Origin of the sequence: Pseudoalteromonas sp. MB41, assembly GCF_020966275.1 — a bacterium.
Lineage (GTDB): Bacteria > Pseudomonadota > Gammaproteobacteria > Enterobacterales > Alteromonadaceae > Pseudoalteromonas > Pseudoalteromonas lipolytica.
Window position 1 is genome coordinate 102,489 of sequence record NZ_JAJJZF010000006.1, and the last position, 23,012, is coordinate 125,500.

Below are 23,012 nucleotides of genomic sequence, written 5' to 3' on the forward strand. Positions count from 1 at the left end.
CCTAAAACCTCTCTAATCTTCCGATTAACCCAGGCTGATTTGAACATCAACACCAGCAGCAAGATCTAAACGCATAAGCGCGTCAACAGTCTTGTCAGTTGGTTCTACGATGTCGATCAGACGTTTATGGGTGCGGATTTCGTACTGATCACGCGCGTCTTTGTTAACGTGCGGTGAAGTTAGTACAGTAAAACGTTCAAAGCGTGTAGGTAGTGGGATTGGACCACGTACTTGTGCGCCAGTGCGTTTCGCAGTTTCCACGATTTCCGCCGTTGATTGGTCAATCAAACGGTGGTCAAAAGCTTTTAGGCGAATACGAATGCGTTGATTTGACATTCTTAAACCTCAATATAAAGAGCATTTAAAAAGAGCATAAAAAAACGACCGAAACAATCTTACTAACTAAGATGTCGGCTGTTCTCTTATATCTACGTTGAACTCCAAATCGGAGTTCCTGTTTTATTAGCTTGAAATCCAAGCTTAATGTTCCTTCCAAGTTCCCGAGGGAATTTTGAAAGCCTGCGTATTATAGTGAGATTGGTGATAAATGCAACAACTTTTTAGGATTAAAACGAATAAAGTCTGCTTTGTATAATATTTCAGTTAAATTCAGTTAAGCTATGTCTTTGCTTTACTATAGTTAATTTGAATAAACCCAAAAGCCACACTATGGCAATGGTCAGTCCAGTTAATAATTGCTATTCTATGGCGCTTTTTTGTTTCTATTATTACTCTTAATTACTTTGGTGAGTTAATGCGTATCATTAATCGTTGTTTAAATATCATTTCTGCCGGTATGAACCGCTTATTTGTTAAAAGTAAGGTCTTGCCAGAAAACCCGATTGAGCAATATAACCTAAACCCCGCCAACCCGACCTTTTATATTGTTAGACTCAATGCGCGCTCTGATTTAGCGGCACTCGCGCGCGTGTGTAAAAAATACGGCTTACCAAGTCCAACAGAAGAGCAGCTTTTGGGAAATAAAGAACTTGATCGTTTTATTGGTATTCAAAACCCGCCGCCTCTGTTTGGTAATAAAAGTAAACCCAGTAATGCACTTCACCAAGGCAAACACATTATTGACCACCTAATGTACTCAGGTGAGAAAAACGTACAGGTTATCCCAGTTACTATTTTATGGGGTCGTAACCCAGGTAAAGAAAAGCCAGGTTTAGGTACATTGGTATCACACTCACTTACGCCAAGCTGGTTTCGTAAGTTCTTTGTCATTTTGTTTTCAGGTCGTGACAACTTTATTCGCTTTAGCCAACCACTCGACTTATCGCTCTTGGTAAACGAAAAAGCCGATGTTGATGAACTGCCACATAAATTGCTACGTGTTGCTCGCGTGCACTTCCGTCGTCAGAAACTGGCAGCTACCGGGCCAAAAATGCCCTCACGTGAGCAGTTGTTTAATTCGCTGCTTGCCTCGCCAACCATCAAAAAAGCAATTCAAGTTGAGGCGAAAGAAAAAAACATTAGCCAAAATGAAGCGCGTCAAAATGCGCTTAAATTATTAGACGAGATCGCTGCTAACTACAGTGACGCGACTATTCGTGTTGCCGATCGTATTTTGACGTGGCTGTGGAATAAGTTGTATAACGGCATCGATATTAAATTTTCTGAGCAAGTCCATGAGCTAACCGACAAAGGCCACGAGATTATCTATATGCCTTGTCACCGCTCGCATATGGATTACTTATTACTGACCTATTCGATTTACCATTTAGGCTTAGTACCGCCGCACATTGCAGCGGGCATCAACTTAAACTTCTTCCCTGCAGGTGGCGTATTCCGCCGCAGTGGTGCATTTTTCATTCGTCGCTCATTCGCGGGCAATAAATTGTACTCCTCTGTATTTAAAGAGTACCTAAGCCAGTTATTCATTAAAGGCTACTCAGTAAAGTTTTATACAGAAGGTGGCCGCAGTCGTACAGGTCGTTTATTACCACCTAAAACGGGTATGTTAGCAATGACATTGCAAGCGATGCTGCGCGGTATCGATCGCCCTATTTCGATTGTGCCCGTTTACATTGGTTATGAGCACGTAATGGAGATTAATACGTATTTAAAAGAGCTGGCAGGTAACGACAAAAAAGGCGAATCCGTATTAGGGATTTTTAAGGCTATTAAAAACCTTAAAAACTATGGCCGTGGCTACTTAAACTTTGGCGACCCCATTTCGATAAACCAATACCTTAATGAGCAGCAACCTGATTGGCGTGAATCGATTCACCCAACAGATGTACAAAAACCACACTGGTTGGGCCCACAAGTCGCTAATCTTGCAGACAAAGTGATGGTTAATATCAATAGCGCTGCGGCGCTTAATGCGGTGAATTTGTTAGCGATGATCTTACTGGTTAACGATAAACATGCGCTGAGTAAACCCAAACTGATTGCCCAACTTGAGTTCTACTTGCACCTGCAACGTAGTGCAAGCTATAGCGACAAAGTGACCACCCCCAATGAAAGCGCAGAGCAGCTGTTAGAGCATGCATTGAAACTGAATAAATTTGATGTGATCAGCGACGAATTTGGCGAAATCATTGCAATTAGCGATAAAGAAAAAACGCTGTTTAACTATTATCGTAATAATGTGTTGCACTTGTTCGCTGTTCCCAGCTTACTGGCACTGCATTTATTTAAAACACACAAAACGACTCTGGCTGATTGCCAAGCCGTGATTACACGCTTTTACCCGCTATTTGCCAAAGAGTGGTTCTTACATGAGTTAGATGAAAACTACATTACTCGCGTTCTTGCCAGCTTTGTTGATCAAGACTTAATTGAAATCGATGGCAATAATATCAAAGTGACAAACAGCAACGACTGCTTAGCAAAACTCGAAATGCTAGGGCGAGCCTTGAGCTTAACCTTGCAGCGTTATGCAATCGTGGTTGGCTTTATTCAAACCAGCAAGGGGATTGAGCGAGAAGAGCTTGAGCACGAAAGCCAAGTATTAGCAGAGCGTTTAGGCACGCTGCATGGCATTAAAACCCCTGAGTTTTTTGATAAAAAAGTACTTATCGGGTTTATTTCAAGCTTACGTGAGCAAAAGTTAATTACCGAAACAGAGCACGGTTTTACCGGTAGTAATGCACTTTGTGAAGTATATATGTATCTAAAAGCATTGCTGCCAGCACGTGTCTGGCAGTCAATTGATGACATAGTGCAAAGCCAAGCTACACACTCAAAGGATTAGCGCTGGCGCATCACCCCTTCTTGGATCGTTGAGGCAACTAAGTTGCCTTGACGGTCAAAGAACTGCCCTCTCACCAAACCCCTTCCCGAGCTCGCACTTGGGCTATCAATCGAATATAAAATCCAATCATCAAGCCTAAACGGACGATGAAACCACATCGCATGGTCAATTGTCGCCACTTGCATATTAGGTTGCATAAACGACACACCGTGCGGTTGTAAAGCCGTAGGTAAAAACTCAAAGTCCGATGCATACGCCAATAAATAATTATGAATGCGTTGGTCATCTGGCATCTCGCCATTGGCTTTAAACCAAATGTGCTTAACAGGTTCCATTACCTGAGGTTTAAATGGGTTATGAAACGTGACTGGGCGCATTTCAATCGGCACCTCACGAATAAATTTATTGCGGATCACCTCGGGTATATGCTCAGCATTCGCTTGGTAAAATTCAAGCGATGACTTAAGTTCTTCAGGCTGGGGTACATCTGGCATATGGGCTTGATGCGACAGCCCCTCTTCTTCCCCTTGAAATGACGCTGTCATATAAAAAATTGGTTTGCCATATTGAATCGCTTTCACGCGACGCGTACTAAAACTTTTACCATCACGAATATTTTCGACGTCATAAATGATTGGTTTTTCGGCATCACCAGGGCGTAAAAAATAGGAATGCAAAGAATGGACAATACGCCCTTCTGGTAACGTTTCTTTGGCAGCCGACAACGCTTGCCCCATAACTTGACCACCGAATACAGCACGAAACCCTAAATCTTGGCTTTGCCCTCGATACAAGCCTTGCTCAATTTCTTCTAACGATAGCAACGACAGTAAATCATCTAATACTTGGCTCATTTATTTATCCTCAATCCCGACAAGCGTTTAATGATACTATAGACTAATTGGAAGTAAATCTTTGTAAGGGCACCTAATTATGGCTTATTGGCTTTTTAAAACCGAACCTGATGCGTTTTCAATCAATGATTTAAAAAACGCGCCAAAGCAAACCTCAATGTGGGATGGTGTACGTAATTATCAAGCCCGTAACTTTATGCGTGATGGTATAAAAGCAGGGGATTTAGTGATGATTTATCACTCAAGCTGTAAACATGTAGGTGTTGCGGGCATTGGCGAAATAACACGTGAAGCCTATGCCGATCCAACGCAATTTGATTTAAGCAGTGACTACTATGATGCGAAGGCCACAGCAGAAAACCCACGTTGGTTTGTCGTTGATGTTACTTATAAAGCGCACCTTAACAAACTAGTGAGCTTACAAGCGATAAAAGCAAATGACGCCATCACTGACATAGCCCTAAAAAAAGGCGGGCGTTTATCAGTCATGCCCGTCACGGAGCATGATTGGCAACAAATAATCGCCATGAGTGAAAGCTAACATATTAAAGTCGCAGCCATTTTTATTAAATGGCTATTTTTGCTATAATGTGTCCCCTTTATTTTAGAGGTACCGTGGGGGATATATGAAATTATTGTATTGGCTAGATGAATGGACCCAGCTCCCCCATGCAGAACAGCAAAAACAAGTGCCGTTCACAGGCGGCGACTTACTCGGTGATGTGTATGTGAAATATCATATCATCGACGCCAGCAAACCTCTGCTATTTACCTTTTCTCCTGCGGGGACAAATTATCAAGAACATGACCTTACTGATGATTTCTCACCATGGGCCTACAAGCTCGCAAAAAAGCAAGATGTTAATATCATTGCCTTTCAACATTTAGGTATCAGTAACTGGTTTAGACACCGTAATTTATTATTTTTTATTGAGCAGTTAGCCCCTCTTATTGGCAGCTTTAAAGAACGCTTAGGCTATGGTTTAAGCCGAGGAGGCTTTGCAGTAGGTGCATTTGCGAATTTGTTGAAGCTCGATAAGGTGCTGCTATTTCACCCTGTCAGTACAAAAAATAAAGAAAAAGCGCCATGGGATGACCGTTCAAGTACTGATATCGCACAAAAATTTGATTGGGCAGGTGATTACCACGACGTAGATTTAGGGCAGGCTAAAGGTTACATTATTTATGACCCGACCAATCGAATTGACCGCGCTCACGCTAAACGGTATTCACAATTAACCCATTTACGGGTGTTTGGCATGGGTCACAGTGTTCATGCAACCTATTTAAATAAGTTTGGTTTTTATAAGGATGTGGCGGTGGATTTTATTCGCCATCAACAGGTTGATATTGCCCAGTTTCGCCAACAAACAAAAACCTTGCGCTTTAAAGAAGATTACTACCGACGCTTAAATAAAGCGAATAAAGGCTCTGCACACCGTTTAGCCTTGCTCAGTACCGCACATAATATTTTGATTGATGAAAAGGCTGAGCATCTCCAAGAGCAAAAGGAAGCTGTTGATGTACAGCCTCTGATTGATATAGCCATTAAGCACCAAGAGGCGCACCCTAAAGACGCGATAAAGTTACTCGAAGTCGCTCAGCAACTGTCGCCAGATGATCCATTGATTGAACATAAATTAAAGCAACTCAAGTAATCTAGCTTTTACCTTTACGGTGCTTTTTGACGTGCCCATGCTTGGGCACAATGGTCAGATACATAATCAAACCAAGCCACGAGAAAAAGATGATACCGATCAACCAGGCATTCTTTTCGTGACCTTGCGTGCGCTTACTATTGAGTACAATGACCACAGGTAAAATGTAGGCACTGAGAACAATAATTAAAAACGCGACTTCATTCATTATTTCACCAAGGCCGGCCAATCAACTTCGTTGCTTAACACACGCTCAACAGCAATATAATGTAAAATATCGCCTTCACTAACGACATAGTCAAGCGGCGGATTTAAATCCATATCTTGCGCACTAAGATTATGGGCAACGCCCAATAAAATAGCGTCATGACTTTGCTTAAAATGATGAAATAAATTACCAAATGTCATTGCTTGCACTCCCTTAGGAATTGGCAAACTGAACTGTGTATCACCATGTAAGGTTGATAATAGCTCTTCCTGAACACGGCTTGAGCCAGGATCTTGCATAGAGCGTACAAGTATTTCAGCCGATTTTGCACTGCTGCACTCGACATTATGGCAATGCTCTAGCAACATTTCGATTTTTGTTTCATCATCAAAATGCGCGCTGATATGGCAGTGTTCATTCACTAATTTGCTGATACGTAACGCTGTAGTAAACGTTTGGTCGTCATCTTGACCATCTATAATAATTTTATCTGCGCGTTCAATCGCCACTCGTTTTAGCTCGTCAATGTCGGTAAAGCTGCTTAAACGGGCAAAATCGACGTGCGGGTTGGCTAAAAATGGATGCTCCATTTGCTCTGTCACAGCGAGCAGAATACGACGATCTAAACGTTTTTGATCTGCTAAAATATAGTCAATCATCTTTTTAGTCCGCGTGTCATGCCAGCCAAAAATAATGATGTGATTGTTAATATGTGCGAAGCTTTTATCACCCGTCATAGCGCGCCTAATTAAGTAAGTTACTGTTTGCCCTGTTTTTCCTAACAGAACGCCAAATAATGCTAAACCAAATGGTATTTGTAATATTGCAACAATCCAACGTCCCAATTCTGTACTGGCGCTAAAGTCGCCATACCCTACCGTTGACGTTGTCACAACATAATAATAAAAATAGGTGCTAAGTGGTGTTAAGGCCTGCTCGCCAACAAGCACAAGTAACCACCAAATAAGTAGCATGTGCAATAGGGTTGTTATTACCACAGCTTGCCAACTCACTTGGTCAATATGGCTGCGAATAATCACCACTAAACGATTAAATAGATGATGCATAATCCTTGCAAATAGTCGTAGAGGAATTTATCCGATACGGTACTTTAATGCTTAGCCTTTGGCAACTGATGGAAAATTACTAATGCGTAACAATGAAAATTAATAGTAGACTATACTTTCTCTGTATTTAGTATTTAGGGTGATATATGTCTGGTGTTTTAGCCTCAGTCGACAAACGCACGCAACTGGTCGGTGAAAACCGTTTAGAGCTATTGCTTTTTTACCTGCATAGCCGCCATCTATTTGCCCTCAATGTTTTTAAAGTCAAAGAAGTGGTAAAAATACCACATATAAGCAAAGTCCCCCACGCCCACCCTAAGGTTGCTGGCGTGGTCGATATTCGTGGCGAATCCATCCCCGTGATTGATTTACGCAAGGCGATTTGTATGCCTGATGCACAGCATATCGAAGATACCAACCTTGTAATTACTGAATACAACCGAACGGTGCAAGGCTTTTTGATTGGGAAGGTCGATCAAATCATCAACATGACATGGTCTGACATCATGCCACCGCCAACGGCGATTGGTAAAAATCACTACTTAACCGCACTCACTAAAATCAAACGCGATGGCCAAGAACACTTAGTGGAGATCATTGATGTTGAAAAAGTACTCGCTGAAATCATCGAATACGAAGTCAATATTTCTGACGACATTTTAGATCAAAGCATCGTTAATGAGTTTGCTGGTCGTAAAATACTGCATGCTGATGACTCTCCCACAGCCCGCAAACAAGTGAGTGACACGCTCTCTCAACTTGGTATTGAAATTATCCCTGCACGTAACGGACTTGAAGCACTTAACATGCTGAAGAGGTGGGCAGATGAAGGCAAAGATGTTGAAAAAGAACTGCTGATGGTGATCACCGATGCAGAAATGCCCGCGATGGACGGTTACCGCCTTACACACGAAATTCGTAACGATAATCGTCTTAAAAACTTACACATTGTATTGAACACTTCACTCAGTGGTAGCTTTAATCAGGCGATGGTCGAAAAAGTCGGCTGTAATGCCTTTTTATCAAAGTTTCAGCCCATTTTACTGGTTGAAGAAGTGCAGGCACGACTAAAAGCGGTACTCGAACAGCAACCGTAACACTGCTTTTTCTAATACACCGAATACAGTCTCCTCGGTATCAATTTGCCAATTAGCTTCATTCATGATTAATTGGCACTATCGATTCAACGACAACAATAAAAACTATGCTAAATCGCGTTGCTAAACCATTTACCAAGCTGGTTGAACGTTATCTACCAGATCCATTTATTTTCGTCATTTTATTAACCTTGCTGAGCTTTATTGTGGCCAGTATTTTTACCCCCTCGTCCCCGGTGCAAGTATTAGCTGCGTGGGGAGGTGGTTTTTGGAACTTATTGCAATTTGCCATGCAAATGCTGCTGGTCTTGCTAACAGGTTATATGCTGGCAAGTACCCCTGTTATGCGACACCTGTTAACCACGCTTGCGACGCTCGCGAATACCCCCGCTAAAGCAATCATACTAGTAACGTTAGTTTCTTTATTGGCAAGTTGGATAAACTGGGGATTTGGCTTGGTTATAGGGGCTTTATTTGCCAAAGCGATTGCCAAACAAACCCGGGTAGATTACCGACTACTGGTTGCCAGCGCTTATTCAGGCTTTATTGTCTGGCATGGTGGTTTAGCGGGTTCAGTACCGCTAACTATCGCCACCGACGGGCACTTTTCGGAACAAAGTATTGGGGTAATTGGCACTGAAAACACCGTCTTCGCAGGCTTTAATATTGCGATTGTGCTGGGTTTATTTATTATTATGCCATTGGTTAATCGCTACATGTTGCCAAACGAGAAAGACAGTGTGTATGTTGACCCAGCAAAACTTAACGATGAGCCCACGGCATCAGTAAAACCCACTCGCCCAGCCGAAGTGATTGAGCATAGTCGTATATTAGGTATCGGTATTGGCCTTGTTGGTCTTGGCTATCTATTTTATTACTTTGTGCTCAGTGGCGGTGGCTTAAACTTAAATAGTGTCATCGCTATTTTCCTGTTCAGCGCTATTTTACTGCATCAAACACCTCATAATTTACTGCAAAGCTTACAACAGGCGATCCCGAGTGGCGCAGGCATCGTGATTCAATTTCCATTTTATGCAGGGATTATGGCCATCATGGTCAAAACAGGACTTGCCCAGCAAATATCTGAAGGGTTTATTGCCATTGCAACCACTGAATCACTGCCCTTTTGGAGCTTTTTAAGTGCGGGGTTTGTAAATATTTTTGTGCCATCTGGTGGAGGTCAATGGGCCGTTCAGGCACCAATCGTGATCCCGGCAGCACACGCACTCGGTGCCGACATACCTCGTGTAGCGATGGCCGTTGCGTGGGGTGATGCGTGGACTAACCTGATACAACCCTTTTGGGCACTCCCTGTGCTTGCCATTGCAGGCCTAAAAGCCAAAGACATCATGGGCTTTTGCTTGGTGCAACTGATCATCACGGGTGTGTTTATTTCATTAATGTTGAGTTTTTATCCTTAAAAAGCAAAGCAGGAAGTGTAAAAACACTTCCTGCTTAGTCATTAGATTCACAAAAATATTCGCTCTGCTTTTGTAAACTTAACTCGATAAAATTTTCATTGGTAGGCTTAAAATTGCGCTTTCAGAGTCGGCAAAGTGCATCATAACAGCCACATGTCCGGCAACAACAAGTGCATACATTACCGCTGAAAAGCCTTGGCCATAGGTGTCCAGAGGGATTAAATGCGAGTAATGACGGCCGCGCCATTCGAAGACAATTTCCAGCGCCCCAACAAATAAGAAAAACACCAACAGCATTAAGCCAAAGGTGTAACTTAACCATAAGCCAAATAACACCCCTAATAAACACACGCTTAAACCAATCCAAGATCGCATTGAAAAGCTAATACTTTTTAAAACATGGCCGCCATCTAGCGGTAAAATTGGTAATAGGTTAAATAAATTAAGCAAAGCACTCAGTACAGCAACACCGGCAAATATTTCCATTTCAGTGGCGTAATAAAGCACCACGCCGAGCACTGAGGTAATTAAACCAAATGCAGGCCCCATGAGTGAGATCACCACATCTTGCCAGCGCGTTGTTATTTTATCGTCGGATACAGCCAGTCCTCCAACAAAAGGGATAAGATAAATACCCTTGGTTTTAATACCAAAGTATTTCATGGCTCTAACATGACCATATTCATGCACCACTAAACAAGCAATCAGCATTAGCGCAAACTCGATTGAGAATAGCCATGCATAGCCGGCAACTGACGCACCAGCGAGTGCCGCTTTGACGACCTTTGCACTTTTAAAGAGTTTAAATCCTAACGCGAGCAAACCGATGATGCCACGTTTTGGCTCAGCCTCTTGCATAGCGGGTAATGCAAGTTGACTCACCCACTGTTGATTTACATAAACACCCAAGCTTTTATCGAGCACGGTGCTGGTATCTAACCCGATACGCTGCCCTTGAAAATCAAACTCATACATTTGTTGTTCTGGGTTCTCGAACGCAATCGCTTGTTGTTGATGAAATAATTGCACTAACTGCGCGCCCTTTAAATGCAATGTAAAGGTTTCATTTGCTAAGCTCAGCTGAAGTCTGATCATAATCTATTTAACGGCTAATAAGGAGTGTGGCTATTATACTGAGGCGGCGCTAAATTACGAATTAACTCTTGCGGCCCTTGTTGTGATTATTTACATCAATACACAAGTAAAAAACATGACGAAATAGCATTTTTCTACTACTTTTAACTAAAGCATTTCTTGTTCATGGAGTGAATATGGTGAAGTCAGCACGGCATATACTCGTAGTCGATGATTCTAAAGCGATTCTTATCGTTATGCAGGCCATTTTAAATGAGCTTGAAGTTCCTCATTTCACAACCTGCTTAAGTGCTTGCGAAGCCTTAGAGAAAATAAAAAAAGCCCCGCATTATTTTGATGCCGTCTTCACTGATTTAAATATGCCTGATATGGATGGTATGGAGCTTATGCGTCATTTAGGCGCAATGAAATACCATGGTGCGATCGCAATCATTTCTGAAATGGACCCTAAAGTCATCGATTTAGCGGCTGACCTTGCACGTAAACACAACGCGCATCTTATTGGCAATATTTCAAAACCCGTGCAACTGAATCAAGTTTACTTACTACTCCAAAAACTTGAGCATTTTTCGATTCATGTCGAACGAACAAAATCCCCGATTTCGGAGTCACTTTTACTGCATGCTATTAGCCACAATGAAGTCGTGCCATTTTATCAACCAAAAATTAATCGCCATGACAATCGGGTTGAAAGTATTGAAGTGCTGGCACGAATTAACACCAGTAAAGAAGATGATATCGTTTTACCCGAACGCTTTATCTGTATTGCCGAAGATTTAGATCTTATTAACCTTATTACTTTTCAATTATTTGAAAAGGCGACGAGCGACTTTTCTGAAATTAAAGAGCACTTTGAACCAAATTTAAAACTGGCTTTTAATTTATCGCCTTCACAGCTTGAAGACTTAAGCTGCCCAGATAAACTAGCCCTCATTTTGCACTTAAACAATTTATCGCCAAGCGAAGTGATTTTAGAAATTACAGAGCAGTATGCACTTCGTAGTGCCGCACAACTCGAAACCCTAAACCGCCTTAGAATGCGTGGTTTTGGTATTTCGCTCGATGACTTTGGGACCGGCTTCACCAACGTGCAACAACTCAAAACCCTGCCTTTTACAGAGATAAAAATAGACAGGACACTAATCAGTAATATTGAAACTGATCAGTTTTCACAAGTTATCGTCAGTAGCTTAGTAAATATTGCGATTCAAGAAGACTTAGCCATTGTGGCTGAGGGGATAGAGCGCGTAGAAGAGCTTGACTACCTAGACCGCTATAAAGAATTTATCTTAATGCAGGGTTTTTTACTTTGCCGCCCGAAAGCCAAAGAAGACTTTTTAAATTGGTCATTTTCATGGCGGCAAATGGTTAAAACCGCAGCGGGGTATCGCCGCTAAGGCTCACGTTTATCGTCGCTAACAATCGTATTACTGCTCTCTAAACGCTGCCGCCAGCGCTGCTTTGCCTCTTTTTGCATATTGGCAGATTGGTCATGTTCGTCAACGATTTCAAGCCCCATTAAGGCCTCAATTAAATCTTCCAATGTCACAATGCCTTGAATATCACCATATTCATCAACCACTAAGCAAATATGAACACGTTGCGATAATAAGGTTTCAAGCAAAGTAGGCACATGCAAGGTTTCTGGCACCGTATAAATAGGCTTGACCAGCTTGCTAATTTTGTAGTCTTCACCCAAGCGATGGTAAGCAAGCATAATATCGTTTTTATGTACAAAACCAATAATGTCATCGCCATTTTTATCGTATACCAACACCCTAGAAAATGACGATGAACCATATTCCGATAAATACTGATTCACTGTAATATCTTTGTGTACTTTAAAAAGCACAGTGCGCGGCGTCATTAATGTATCAAGTTTGGCATGGCGAAAATGCAATAAACTGCGAATAATCTCAGACTCATCTTGTCTAAGTGCCCCAGATTCAGTGCCTATATCTGCCATTGCTTCAATTTCTTGACGTATATAATATGCTTCATCGTAATTGCGCCCTAAAAAGCGCGTTAAGATATCCGCAAACCAAACAAAGGGTTTTAAGATAAAGACTAAACCCACCAGGCTTACGCTTACGATGGGGGTTAAAGCACGCCAGTAATTAGCACCTAATGTTTTTGGAATAATTTCGGATAACACGAGTACCAGTAGTGTCATTATTGCTGAAGCAATGCCGACAGCCGCATCCGAAAAAACCACCGCGGCTTGCGCACCAACACCCGCAGCACCTGCAGTATGAGCAATCGTATTTAAAGTTAAAATAGCCGCCAATGGTTGATCTATATTGTCTTTCAACTTAGCAACACGCTCAGCTAAAAGAGGTTGCTGTTTTCGTATTAAAGCAACATAGCTTGGCGTAATGCTTAGCAACACAGCCTCCATTACTGAGCATAAAAAAGAAACGGTAATTGCCACCAGCATGTATACAAGTAATAGTGTCACTGTGCGCCCTCAGCTTTAATGAAGTGCCTCACCTTAACAAGTGTTTACACGAAGCTCAATCCATTCTGCATTCTAACGCAGCACACTTTTTGACATTTTTGCTGCGTGTTATATTGCTCTAAACCACCATTTAATAGGCTAAATCATGATGTTTACAACAACTTGGCTGAGCAAGCGCGCTCGCTTAAAAACAGCACTCAGCGCTGTGGCACTGTGCACTTTAACAAGCACAGCAATGGCTGCTGCCATTGATAAGTCTGCAATACAATTTATTGGTCCACTTAGCGATGACATGCAACTTAAGCCCTATCAAACCGAGCACCGCGATGCCATCATCGCCAATCTACTGCCACACTTACAAAAAAATACCTCCCGTGTACGTGTCTTTGGTGATGAACAAGATTGGCAAGCATTTGATAAAGTAAGTGCCCTTACTTTAGGGGGCCTGCAAGCCCTAAAATTCACAGCGTCAGCCGAACGTTTTAGTCAAGGTAAGTTAACGTTAAAGGGGATCGAAAACGCCCAGTTATTTATTAACGGCGAAAAACAGACTGAAAAAGATAAAACTTATGAATTGGCATTGAGTCAAGGCGACCATCAAATAGTGATCATCACAGAGCAAGTGCCTAATTGGCATGATGTTGCCATTGATTTTGAAGCTAAATCAGAGGAAAGCGCTCTGACCTTTTCAGCAAAAGAGCAGCATGGTTTATCGGCAAAGCAATTATTTGATGCGCCAACGATAAGCTACATTTCTATGTCACCAAATGGCGCACATTTTTTGGCGAGTACACGCCATTACGACGATAAATCAGCAAACCAAGCTCTGTATGTCACTGAGTTAAAAAACGCTAAAAATAAGACTATTTATCGTTTTGAATCAGCGCAGCCTAGCAATATAACTTGGAGCCCAGACGGTTCAAGCTTGGTGTATTTAATCGAGGGCGAGCTTAAGCGCTTAAATTTAGAAACACTGCAACTCACTGTCATAGCTAAGCATCTTGCAGGCGCAAATGGGTTTCAATTTTACAATAATGACAGCTTAATTTTTAGTTGGTCAAAATCACCCAGCGACGATGGAAAACTCACCAAGCACTATCAAGGGCTTCAAGACCGTTGGTCTTATGCGCGTACCACGTCACAAGTGTACTTACTCGATATAAGCACAGGATTAAGTAAAATTTTAAGTCAAGGCCCGCTGAGCCATTCACTTGAAGACTTCGATGCTCAACAAGGTGTTGTGTTAATGAGTCGCTCAGCCCAAGCTATGAACCGTTCGCCAGAACCCGCGACTGAACTTGTTGAGCTAAATATTGCCACTGCAACGAGTAGTGTACTTGGCCAATTTAAAACCTTTAATCAAGCAAAATACACCGACGACGGTATTTATGTTACAGCTGGCCCTGACTTCAGAGATGGCCTTGGCCGTAATTTACCCGAAGGCATGCTTGCCAATAATTACGATGGGCAACTTTACTTACTTAGCCGCGATGGCAAAAAGGCGACAGCACTAAGCAAAGAGTTTGACCCGGCGATAGGCCAACTTACGGTGCTTGCAAATGGCGATGCACTGTTAAAAGTGACTGAGCAAGATACTGTGCAATTATATCAATACGATTTAAGCAAAAAACGTTTTAACAACGTGAATACAGGCTTTGATGTTGTTGAGCAATTTAGTTTCTCAGACGAGCGTAACCCTACTCTGCTTGTTACAGGCACCACAGCATCAACACCACAACAACTTAAGCAACTCACTGTAGGTAAAAGTCGTACTAAGGTGCTGTGGGACTCCACACCAATTAGCTACCAACACACTGATATTGCAGCGCTTGAAGAGTTTAATTTCATTAACCCTGAAGGTGTAGAAATTAAAGGTCGCGTGTACTTGCCGCATAATATAGATAAGAGTAAACAATACCCTGCTTTGGTTTACTACTATGGCGGTACATCACCGGTGACGCGTGGCTTTACTGGGCGTTACCCTTTTAACCTGTGGGCGGAACATGATTATGTGGTTTACGTTATTCAACCAACAGGTGCAACGGGATTTGGCCAAGAGTTTTCGGCTAAACACGTTAATGCATGGGGTGAATACACCGCAAACGATATTATTAATGGCACACGAGCATTTCTTAACCAGTATCCGTTTGTCGATAGTAAACGCGTTGGTAACTTAGGCGCCTCATACGGTGGCTTTATGACCATGCTGCTGGCGACAAAAACAGATATGTTTAGTGCCTCTATTGCACATGCGGGAATTTCAAATATCACGTCTTATTGGGGCCAAGGTTGGTGGGGATATTTATACTCAGCTGAAGCATCTAAAAATAGCTACCCGTGGAATAACCCGCAACTTTATAGCCAACACAGTCCCGTGTTTCATGCTGACAAAGTAACAACGCCGCTATTACTACTTCATGGTGACTCAGATACCAATGTACCGGTTGGTGAAAGCCACAATATGTACACGGCATTAAAGTTATTAGGTAAAGATGTTGATCTGATTGAATATAAAGGTGCAGATCACCAAATATTTGCCCGTGACAAACGCTTTGATTGGTGGAATACGATGCTGGCTTATTTCGATAAAAACTTAAAAGATCAGCCTCAATGGTGGCAGTATCTTTACCCTGAAAAATAACAAAAAACATCACTGAGTACCTGCAAAGGTACTCAGCTTTTTACAAATAAATAAAAGCTAAGCCATTAAATTGTAAGAAACAGTTACAAACCGCTCCATTGCACTTCTCAGCCTTTACCATACAGTGCTAACATAACAGCAAATCAAGTATGAAATTAAAGCGAATGACTATTCAAGTTTTATTGGTTGAAGACGACGAGCTTCTCGTTAAACGCATTCTCAATCATTTTAAAGAGACTGAATTTAATATTGAGGTAGATTCAACGGGAGCCGATGCTTTAAGCATCGTGCAATCACGTGCCTCTCTACAAGATGCAATTTCTCTGGCAGTGATCGACATAGTCTTACCCAAGCGCGATGGTTTGTTACTTGCCAAAGAGCTCAATGCACTGACCAATATTGGTGTAATTGTTTTATCTAGTCGTGACTCACAAGCCGATCGTATTGCAGGCCTTGCTCAAGGCGCTGATGATTATATTTGTAAACCGGTTGACCTGCTTGAACTTGAGCTAAGAATGCGCGCCCTTTACAAACGTTTAAAAGGCTCACAACACGACGATGAAAGTGAAGAGTTTATAGAATATGCCGACTTTAAGCTGCACCCTGACAATCGCACTTTGATCACCCCAAGTGGCGAAGAGTCTCGCCTCACTGAAGCTGAACATAAAGTGCTTATTTGCTTGATTGCCAACGCAGGAAAAGCAACCTCTCGAGAGAAAATATCTGAAGAGATTGGGCAACCCGACTGGAGCCCAAGTGACCGTACCGTCGATGTGTTAATTGGCCGTTTACGTAAAAAGCTCAGTGACGAAAAAGATCAAAAGCGCATCGTAACAGTTCGTGGTAAAGGTTATATGCTTTCTATTTAGGTATACACAGCGCCTAAATGACTCATTGTTTATAAACATACCACCTAACACGGTGACGCTTGCTAAAACACGTAAAATATTGAATAAAGCATCGATTTAAAATTGTGTTAATTGGCTTATTAGGCGCTCAAAGGCACGATAATTTAATGCCTCTTTTAATTCGCTTAAGGTGATCGTTGGTTGCTCTTTTAAGTCACTAATTGTTCGGGCAACTTTAATAACACGATGGTAAGAACGTGGTGACAGCGCCAGTTTTTCACTGGCTCTCGCTAAAAACTGCAACTCTGCAGCTGCAAGCTCACAATATCGACTCATTTCTTTATTGTTCAATCGTGCATTCACTTTACCTTGCCGTGCATGCTGAAGCGCATGCGCTCGCTCCACACGTTTACGTACTTGCTGACTGCTCTCTTCTGGTTCGGTACTTTGCAATTGAGCGCTGGTAAGTCGTGGTAATTCAATTTGTAAATCTATTCGGTCAATAAACGGACCCGATACACGAGATAAATAACGCAATACTTGATCTGGTGTCGCACGCTTGTCGTTATGGCTTCCCGTTGGGCTGGGATTAAGTGCAGCTATAAGCTGAAATTGAGAAGGAAACTCCATTTGCCTCGCAGCCCTTGATATTGTTACGACCCCAGTTTCCATTGGCTCACGAAGCGAGTCTAGCACTTTACGCTCAAACTCAGGGAGCTCATCCAAAAATAACACGCCGTTGTGTGCCAGTGAAATTTCACCGGGCTTCGGGTTCGATGACCCTCCAACCAGCGCGACTGCCGAACAAGTATGATGTGGATTTCGAAAGGGACGCTCTCGCCACTTAGATAAATCAACAGACTGACCAATAATAGAATAAAGCGCCGCGGTGCTAATTGCTTCATCATCCGACATGGTCGGCATAATGCTTGGCATTCGCTGTGCTAGCATCGATTTACCCGTGCCTGGCGGGCCTAAAAAAAGCAAGTTATGGCCACCAGCAGCCGCGATTTCTAACACACGTTTGGCACCAGGTTGGCCTTTAACATCACTTAAATCATAGATTGAATCGCGTTCTATTTGTTGCTCTGGGTACTCAATATTAAGCGGTAAGGGCTGCTGATTCAGTAAGTCGTTCCATACATCTTGGATAGAATAAATCGCTTTACGTGACACACCAGAAACAAGACTGGCTAAGGTGTCGTTTTCCGCTGGTAAAAAACAGCACCGACCCTTTTCTTTCGCTCCTAATACGGAGGGTAAAATAGCATTCACTCCCCTTACTTCACCATTTAAGGCCAGCTCACCATAAAACTCATAGCGATGAATATCAGGGCACACTATTTGCCCTGATGCCACTAAAATCCCAACGGCAATGGCTAAGTCAAAGCGCCCTCCGTCTTTGGGTAGGTCAGCGGGCGCAAGATTAACGGTGATGCGCTGATCGGGAAAACCAAATTGTGAGTTTTCAAGCGCACTGCGCACTCTATCTTTAGCCTCTTTTACAGAGGCTTCAGGTAAACCAACAATATGAAAAGCAGGTAAGCCATTCCCTAAATGCACTTCGACAATGACTTCTGGAGCTTGCACTCCTACTTGAGCACGAGAGAAAATCCGAGCTAATGACACGTTCCGTTGTCCCTGTAATGTATCCTTGTTATTACAGTTTAGTCGGGATATTTAAAAACATGTAATGTGAGATTCCACTTCATTGCTGCAAGTCGTAATGTGAGGGTCATTAACATGGCCAGTACCATGGCCATTTCTGTCACTAACCCAAGTGAAATTCCCACTGTATAAACGATGCCACCCGCGATACAAGTGATCGCATAAAGCTCACCTTTTAATAACATAGGTATGTTGCCAGCAAGTACATCGCGGATCATGCCTCCGAAGCAACCTGTAATCACTCCCATAATAATAGCCGTGGTATCTGGCATGCCTGCAAGCAGGGCTTTTTGCGCCCCCATTACAGCAAAAAAAGCCAAACCAAACGCATCCGCTATTTGTAAAGCATATAACGGAATAGAGCGCTGTTTATTGATTAGCCGTGTCGAAATAAAAACTGAGACAAGAATAGCCCAAAAGTAACTTTGATCATGTAACCAAAAAACTGGAATATCTAAAATGAGGTCTCGTAAGGTCCCACCCCCAATGGCTGTAACGGTCGCTAACACAACAACTCCAAAGCCATCCATTTTTTTATCGTACGCTAACAACGTCCCAGAAACAGCAAACACGGCAACGCCGATTAAATCAAACCAATGGTAAAGTTCCGTCATGTTTGTAACTAAAAAGTAATGTTACTTACGTTGTAACATAAACTTTTCAATCTTTTAAGCGAAGAATCAATTACTCGCCGCTTTCTACCAACTCAATAAATTGGAGACTTTGCATCATAACCCCATCAGCAAGTGTGGTATCAGAAAAGTACGATTCCTTTTCGGTCGCTTTACTGGGTGTCGCTAATAACACGTTATAGTCCTCTTCTAGCTCAAGCCATAAACTCCGCTCTTTGGCTGTCAACTGCGAATGTTGCTTGCGAACACGATCAGCTTCATAAAAGGCTTCTTGTGCTTTTAAAAATGCATCTTGTGCACTTTCATCCATTTCTTCGCTTGAAAACAAACTAGTACCAATATCGCTGATATCTTCTTGTACTGCATCCATTGTTTTACAGGCTGTTAGGCTGAGTAGAAGAACTGAGAAATAAAATATTTTCATTGATTAAATCCTCAAAAAAAGCCCAGTAACATTGCTGTTACTGGGCTGTGCACGGTTACTGCTTAATTAAACTGCCTGATACAAAAGAATGCAGAGCAGGGTCATCGTTATCATCATAGGTTTCTGGCACTTCGAAGCCTAAAGTCTCAACACTAAAACCACCATCTATCATCATTATGGGGGTCATGAGTACACCATAACCGTAGTTTTGAGTAACGGTCGGGTCGCTGTACATCATTAACGAACCTAGGTGTAGCTCCCATGTCGCTTCTCTCACTTCACCCTCTAATTCAAATGTTGCGGTACCATCATTTGAAATAACAACATTCGATGTTTGCATACCACTGCCATCATCTGCCATGTAGGTAAATCCATGTGAGCCCACTAACTCTGTTTCAGTAAAGGTCGCTTGTTCTATTACTCGCGTGACTCGCTCCATGATGCCGAAATCGTCGCCATCTTTAAAGTGTATAAAGTTACCTTGCGCTTTCACAATAAAGTTAGGGTCGGCTTGCTCAATAGGACTACCATAGGTTTTTTCATAGAAGTCTACTGACACCTTTTGAGTTTCTGTATCGTAGCTGTAATAACCACCTGAAATACCTAACTCATTAAACTCAGTATCATGTGCTAACTCTAAGAATGTGCCATCTTCTTTAAATACGGCAATAAAGAAATCACTGTCAAATGAGCCATCATAGTATCCTCCTATCAGCGGATTAGTTGCACTGTAAATGCGTGTGAGCGTTATAGTACCTTCACCTTCAATATCTAGGGTTAACGTATCACCAGATACGGTGGCTGTGATTGCTCCAGCATCATCAATACCAAAACTACCATTTGTATCTTCGCTAATTTGAACAGAGAATTCACCTGTTGACTCGTTCCACGTAAAATCACCTATTTCATAACCCGCAAAGGCAGTCTCATCATCAGGGTGTGACATAGCTTGGATTTGTAACCACTTACCATCACGTAAGATCACCGCCACTTCAGGTTCATCAGCGAGTTGCCATGCACCATCAAGAGGATGAACAGTCGCGGGACGTTCTATAACAACTTGTTCTTGAGCCATAGCCTCATCGAAGTACCATGCCTGCTTAGCATCTTCTGTACAGCTACTTCCTTGACTGTAAACACACACAGTTAAGAAATCGCGGTCAAATTCAACGACCTCAAATACCCATTCATTGGACATCAACTTACCACTTTGCAGTGCATAGCTGTTTTGCATATACGCGCCTTGATAGGTTGTTGCTATTGAGTACTCAAAAGCACCTGAACTTTTGTCAGTGATAGTTGCCAACTCAATGGTTTCTACCCCAAGCTCTTTTGGAGTATAGAAGTTTGAAAAGTAACGATAGCTTGTATCATCTTCAGCATACATATGCTCCCACCAATACGGCGCAAATCGACTTACACCATAATTACTTGAAACAGAAAACTCTCGAATATGAGAAGCATAATATTCAGGCATTTCGGTGCCATCCATTTCAAATGCACGGTATTTACGATAGGTAAAGAAGTGCTCGCCATCTTTTGCTAGCAGCTGCTGTGTAAACTCTGTATAAACTGGGCAGCTATTGTCGGGTTTATCACAGGTTGCCGATATGCCTCCGGTGTCGGTGTAGTAGTTATTTCGAACAAACACACCTTCGCTGTTAATCTGCCAAGAGCGATAATGTTGATTAAGGCTAAAATTCATTAAGCCATCATCATATACATCGTAATGGAGATCAGGTTGCGCTGAATTTACACCTTGATAAATAGTCCATTTACCCAACACATCACTGTTTGTAAGCTGCAGCGTGTTATCTTTTACAAATAACCCTGTACTTGTAATACTTGAATCATCCGTTTTAGACATTAAAGAAGCTGCGAATTGGTAACCGACATTCATTGATTTTATAAACCAGAACGAGTAGTCAAACGTAAGTGACTCATCGGTGCTAGAAATCATCAACTGGTTATCAGACACTGACCAAGTAATCTCAACCGGTGCGTTGCTATTATTGATAAGTGTTCCCGTACCACCTTCAACTAAATTAAAATTAACGGCACTGCTGTAGCCGTAAAAATCAGATGTATTATCGACATACCATGAACCGACTAAATCGGCTGCGGCAACATTTAAGGTTTGTGTTTTATCGATTAACGTACGATTCGCGGTCAACTCTTCTGTCGATATTATCTCAGTCGTTGATTCGTTTTTCGTTTCAAACGCTGAATAAAGCTCAACAGTTCTATTAGCGTCATTTTCAAGTAAAATGCGCATATCCAAATCAGTTAAGTACTCGCACATTTCTTCTTGAGTCACTGTACCTGCATCAAAATAACACGATACTTTGACTGGTTCAGGAACAGTAATACTGACGACATCATTGTCCTGTGTCCAAGAGAATGAAGCATTAAAATTAATAAAAACATAACTGCCCGTTCCATCAGCGTTAAAATTAATCTGACCCGCGCCAAAACGCGTGTAATACTTGGGCGCCATAACAACATAGTCACCCACAACACTGCCAAATGAGTTATCAACCAACTCTTCATCGTCTTTAATGGTTTCTTTTACTGTTTCTATTAAGGCTGGATCTTGACTGTTCACGGTGTTGATAAAGTCATCAATACTCTCGCTGTCACTGACTAAATCAAGCGTAGACTCTACCCCTTCAGGTAAGCTGTAATCAGGATTATCAACAATAATTTTAATTAGTGCTGATAGCAGCAGTTTTTCGTCAGCATCAATCGCAAGCAAGGCTTTGTCTAATGCATCCTCAGAATCAACCGTGTCGTTATCACGACTAATAAGAGCAAATTCAGCAGTACTTACATTGGTAATATTGACACCAAAGTTTTCTTCTTTGCTCAGTGTTCCATCTTCGCCTGCTTGCGAGATTAAAGTAGCAATCGACTTAAGTTGAGAAACAAACTCTACACCTGGGTTGATGGCGTTATCGCCTAGCGCAACAAGTTTCACCAGTTTATTAGCAAAAGAGTCGTCTACTTCAACATCAACACGGTAGCGGCCTTGCTCATCAGCAGTAATCTCAAATAACTCATCACCAATTTGTACCGCCACATTTGAATTTATAATGGGCTCATCCGTTACAATACCTGTAATTGTGACACTGAGCACTTTACGCTTTAATTGAATAGTGACTTGTGCATTAGCTGTTGCACCATCGTCATCGGTGACGGTCACAGATAACACCACATCCGCATCATCTTCAATTGCAGGTGCCGTTATCGTTAGGCTGCTACTGTCACTACCCGACAAAGCTAAATCAGGACCAGAAATCTGCGACCATGCATAAGTACTAATAGTGCCGTCACTATCAGTGGCGGTTGCTAGAAGCGTTAACTCGCTACCTTCGGTGAGTGTTTCATCGCTGCTTATTGATACTGTAGGGCTTTTATTTTCTGCAACTGGCGGCTTTTTATCCTCGTCGCTATCGCTTCCACTGCCACCACAAGCGGTTAAACCGACAAGACTTGTCGCGAGCAGTAGCTGTTTAAAGTGATTTATTAATCGTGAATTAGGAGGGCTCATCATGTCATTCCTTACATTGATTGCTACGTAGCCACCCAAAAAGAGGCAACTGCACAAACAGTTGCCATATCTCAAGGGAAGCGAAATCTAACAATTATGAACAAAGGCGGGATCTCCGTGACTTCCTTAACCATATACTGAGTTCAGCTATGTTTGCCCGTCAAATATGAACACGTGAGATCCCAT

Annotated in this window: 18 protein-coding genes; 8 read left to right on the forward strand and 10 right to left on the reverse strand. The window is 42.2% G+C overall.

Annotation, left to right across the window (positions count from 1 at the left end; genetic code table 11):
• Positions 1-24: 24 nt before the first annotated feature.
• Positions 25-336 (reverse strand): 30S ribosomal protein S10, encoded by a 312-nt coding sequence (gene rpsJ / locus LPA49_RS08855; RefSeq protein ID WP_002957900.1) that lies wholly within the window; start codon positions 334-336, stop codon positions 25-27.
• 418 nt (positions 337-754) lie between these two features.
• Between rpsJ and plsB the strand changes: the two genes are divergently transcribed.
• Positions 755-3,205 (forward strand): glycerol-3-phosphate 1-O-acyltransferase PlsB, encoded by a 2,451-nt coding sequence (gene plsB / locus LPA49_RS08860; RefSeq protein ID WP_230236395.1) that lies wholly within the window; start codon positions 755-757, stop codon positions 3,203-3,205.
• On the opposite strand, the gene tesB is transcribed toward plsB, so the two are convergent.
• Positions 3,202-4,059: an acyl-CoA thioesterase II gene (gene tesB / locus LPA49_RS08865; protein WP_036974222.1), complete on the reverse strand. Its 858-nt coding sequence runs from the start codon at positions 4,057-4,059 to the stop codon at positions 3,202-3,204. The two genes, plsB and tesB, sit on opposite strands and share 4 nt — an antisense overlap.
• A gap of 79 nt (positions 4,060-4,138) precedes the next feature.
• Between tesB and LPA49_RS08870 the strand changes: the two genes are divergently transcribed.
• Together LPA49_RS08870 and LPA49_RS08875 are read left to right on the forward strand one after the other, a co-directional pair.
• A complete protein-coding gene (locus tag LPA49_RS08870; protein ID WP_036974223.1) occupies positions 4,139-4,600 on the forward strand; it encodes an EVE domain-containing protein in 462 nt (153 codons plus the stop codon).
• Positions 4,601-4,685: 85 nt separating this feature from the next.
• The gene (locus LPA49_RS08875) at positions 4,686-5,717 is read left to right on the forward strand and encodes a cytosolic protein (RefSeq protein ID WP_180311292.1); all 1,032 of its coding nucleotides are present in this window, start codon (positions 4,686-4,688) and stop codon (positions 5,715-5,717) included.
• Position 5,718: 1 nt separating this feature from the next.
• On the opposite strand, the gene LPA49_RS08880 is transcribed toward LPA49_RS08875, so the two are convergent.
• Positions 5,719-5,925 (reverse strand): PLDc N-terminal domain-containing protein, encoded by a 207-nt coding sequence (locus tag LPA49_RS08880; RefSeq protein WP_036974228.1) that lies wholly within the window; start codon positions 5,923-5,925, stop codon positions 5,719-5,721.
• On the reverse strand, positions 5,925-6,992 hold the full coding sequence (locus tag LPA49_RS08885) for a potassium channel family protein (RefSeq protein ID WP_036974230.1): 1,068 nt from the start codon (positions 6,990-6,992) through the stop codon (positions 5,925-5,927). Before LPA49_RS08885 ends, LPA49_RS08880 begins: the two co-directional genes overlap by 1 nt.
• A gap of 146 nt (positions 6,993-7,138) precedes the next feature.
• On the opposite strand from LPA49_RS08885, the gene LPA49_RS08890 reads away from it, so the two are divergent.
• Both LPA49_RS08890 and LPA49_RS08895 read left to right on the forward strand, forming a co-directional pair.
• Positions 7,139-8,089 (forward strand): chemotaxis protein CheV, encoded by a 951-nt coding sequence (locus LPA49_RS08890; protein ID WP_036974232.1) that lies wholly within the window; start codon positions 7,139-7,141, stop codon positions 8,087-8,089.
• A gap of 107 nt (positions 8,090-8,196) precedes the next feature.
• Positions 8,197-9,510 carry a short-chain fatty acid transporter gene (locus tag LPA49_RS08895; RefSeq protein WP_036974234.1) on the forward strand — a complete coding sequence of 438 codons (1,314 nt, stop codon included), beginning with the start codon at positions 8,197-8,199 and terminating at the stop codon, positions 9,508-9,510.
• 78 nt (positions 9,511-9,588) lie between these two features.
• On the opposite strand, the gene LPA49_RS08900 is transcribed toward LPA49_RS08895, so the two are convergent.
• Entirely contained in the window at positions 9,589-10,605 is a 1,017-nt protein-coding gene (locus tag LPA49_RS08900; protein ID WP_036974236.1) for a metalloprotease, read from the reverse strand.
• Between the two features lie 176 nt (positions 10,606-10,781).
• On the opposite strand from LPA49_RS08900, the gene LPA49_RS08905 reads away from it, so the two are divergent.
• Positions 10,782-12,002, forward strand: a complete 1,221-nt coding sequence (locus tag LPA49_RS08905; protein ID WP_230236397.1) for an EAL domain-containing protein — start codon at positions 10,782-10,784, stop codon at positions 12,000-12,002.
• Here the strand turns inward: LPA49_RS08905 and LPA49_RS08910 are convergent.
• Positions 11,999-13,063, reverse strand: a complete 1,065-nt coding sequence (locus tag LPA49_RS08910; protein WP_036974240.1) for a hemolysin family protein — start codon at positions 13,061-13,063, stop codon at positions 11,999-12,001. The two genes, LPA49_RS08905 and LPA49_RS08910, sit on opposite strands and share 4 nt — an antisense overlap.
• Positions 13,064-13,208: 145 nt before the next feature.
• On the opposite strand from LPA49_RS08910, the gene LPA49_RS08915 reads away from it, so the two are divergent.
• Positions 13,209-15,704 carry a S9 family peptidase gene (locus LPA49_RS08915; protein ID WP_230236399.1) on the forward strand — a complete coding sequence of 832 codons (2,496 nt, stop codon included), beginning with the start codon at positions 13,209-13,211 and terminating at the stop codon, positions 15,702-15,704.
• Between the two features lie 164 nt (positions 15,705-15,868).
• On the forward strand, positions 15,869-16,573 hold the full coding sequence (locus tag LPA49_RS08920) for a response regulator transcription factor (protein ID WP_036974296.1): 705 nt from the start codon (positions 15,869-15,871) through the stop codon (positions 16,571-16,573).
• A gap of 96 nt (positions 16,574-16,669) precedes the next feature.
• Here the strand turns inward: LPA49_RS08920 and LPA49_RS08925 are convergent, their stop codons facing one another.
• From LPA49_RS08925 to LPA49_RS08940, 4 genes are all read right to left on the reverse strand, one after another.
• Positions 16,670-18,181, reverse strand: a complete 1,512-nt coding sequence (locus LPA49_RS08925; RefSeq protein ID WP_230236401.1) for a YifB family Mg chelatase-like AAA ATPase — start codon at positions 18,179-18,181, stop codon at positions 16,670-16,672.
• A gap of 38 nt (positions 18,182-18,219) precedes the next feature.
• Entirely contained in the window at positions 18,220-18,834 is a 615-nt protein-coding gene (locus tag LPA49_RS08930; RefSeq protein ID WP_036974258.1) for a trimeric intracellular cation channel family protein, read from the reverse strand.
• A 70-nt stretch (positions 18,835-18,904) separates the two neighbouring features.
• On the reverse strand, positions 18,905-19,276 hold the full coding sequence (locus tag LPA49_RS08935; RefSeq protein ID WP_199525028.1) for a hypothetical protein: 372 nt from the start codon (positions 19,274-19,276) through the stop codon (positions 18,905-18,907).
• Between the two features lie 55 nt (positions 19,277-19,331).
• Positions 19,332-22,829: a hypothetical protein gene (locus LPA49_RS08940; RefSeq protein ID WP_199525029.1), complete on the reverse strand. Its 3,498-nt coding sequence runs from the start codon at positions 22,827-22,829 to the stop codon at positions 19,332-19,334.
• Positions 22,830-23,012: the final 183 nt, after the last annotated feature.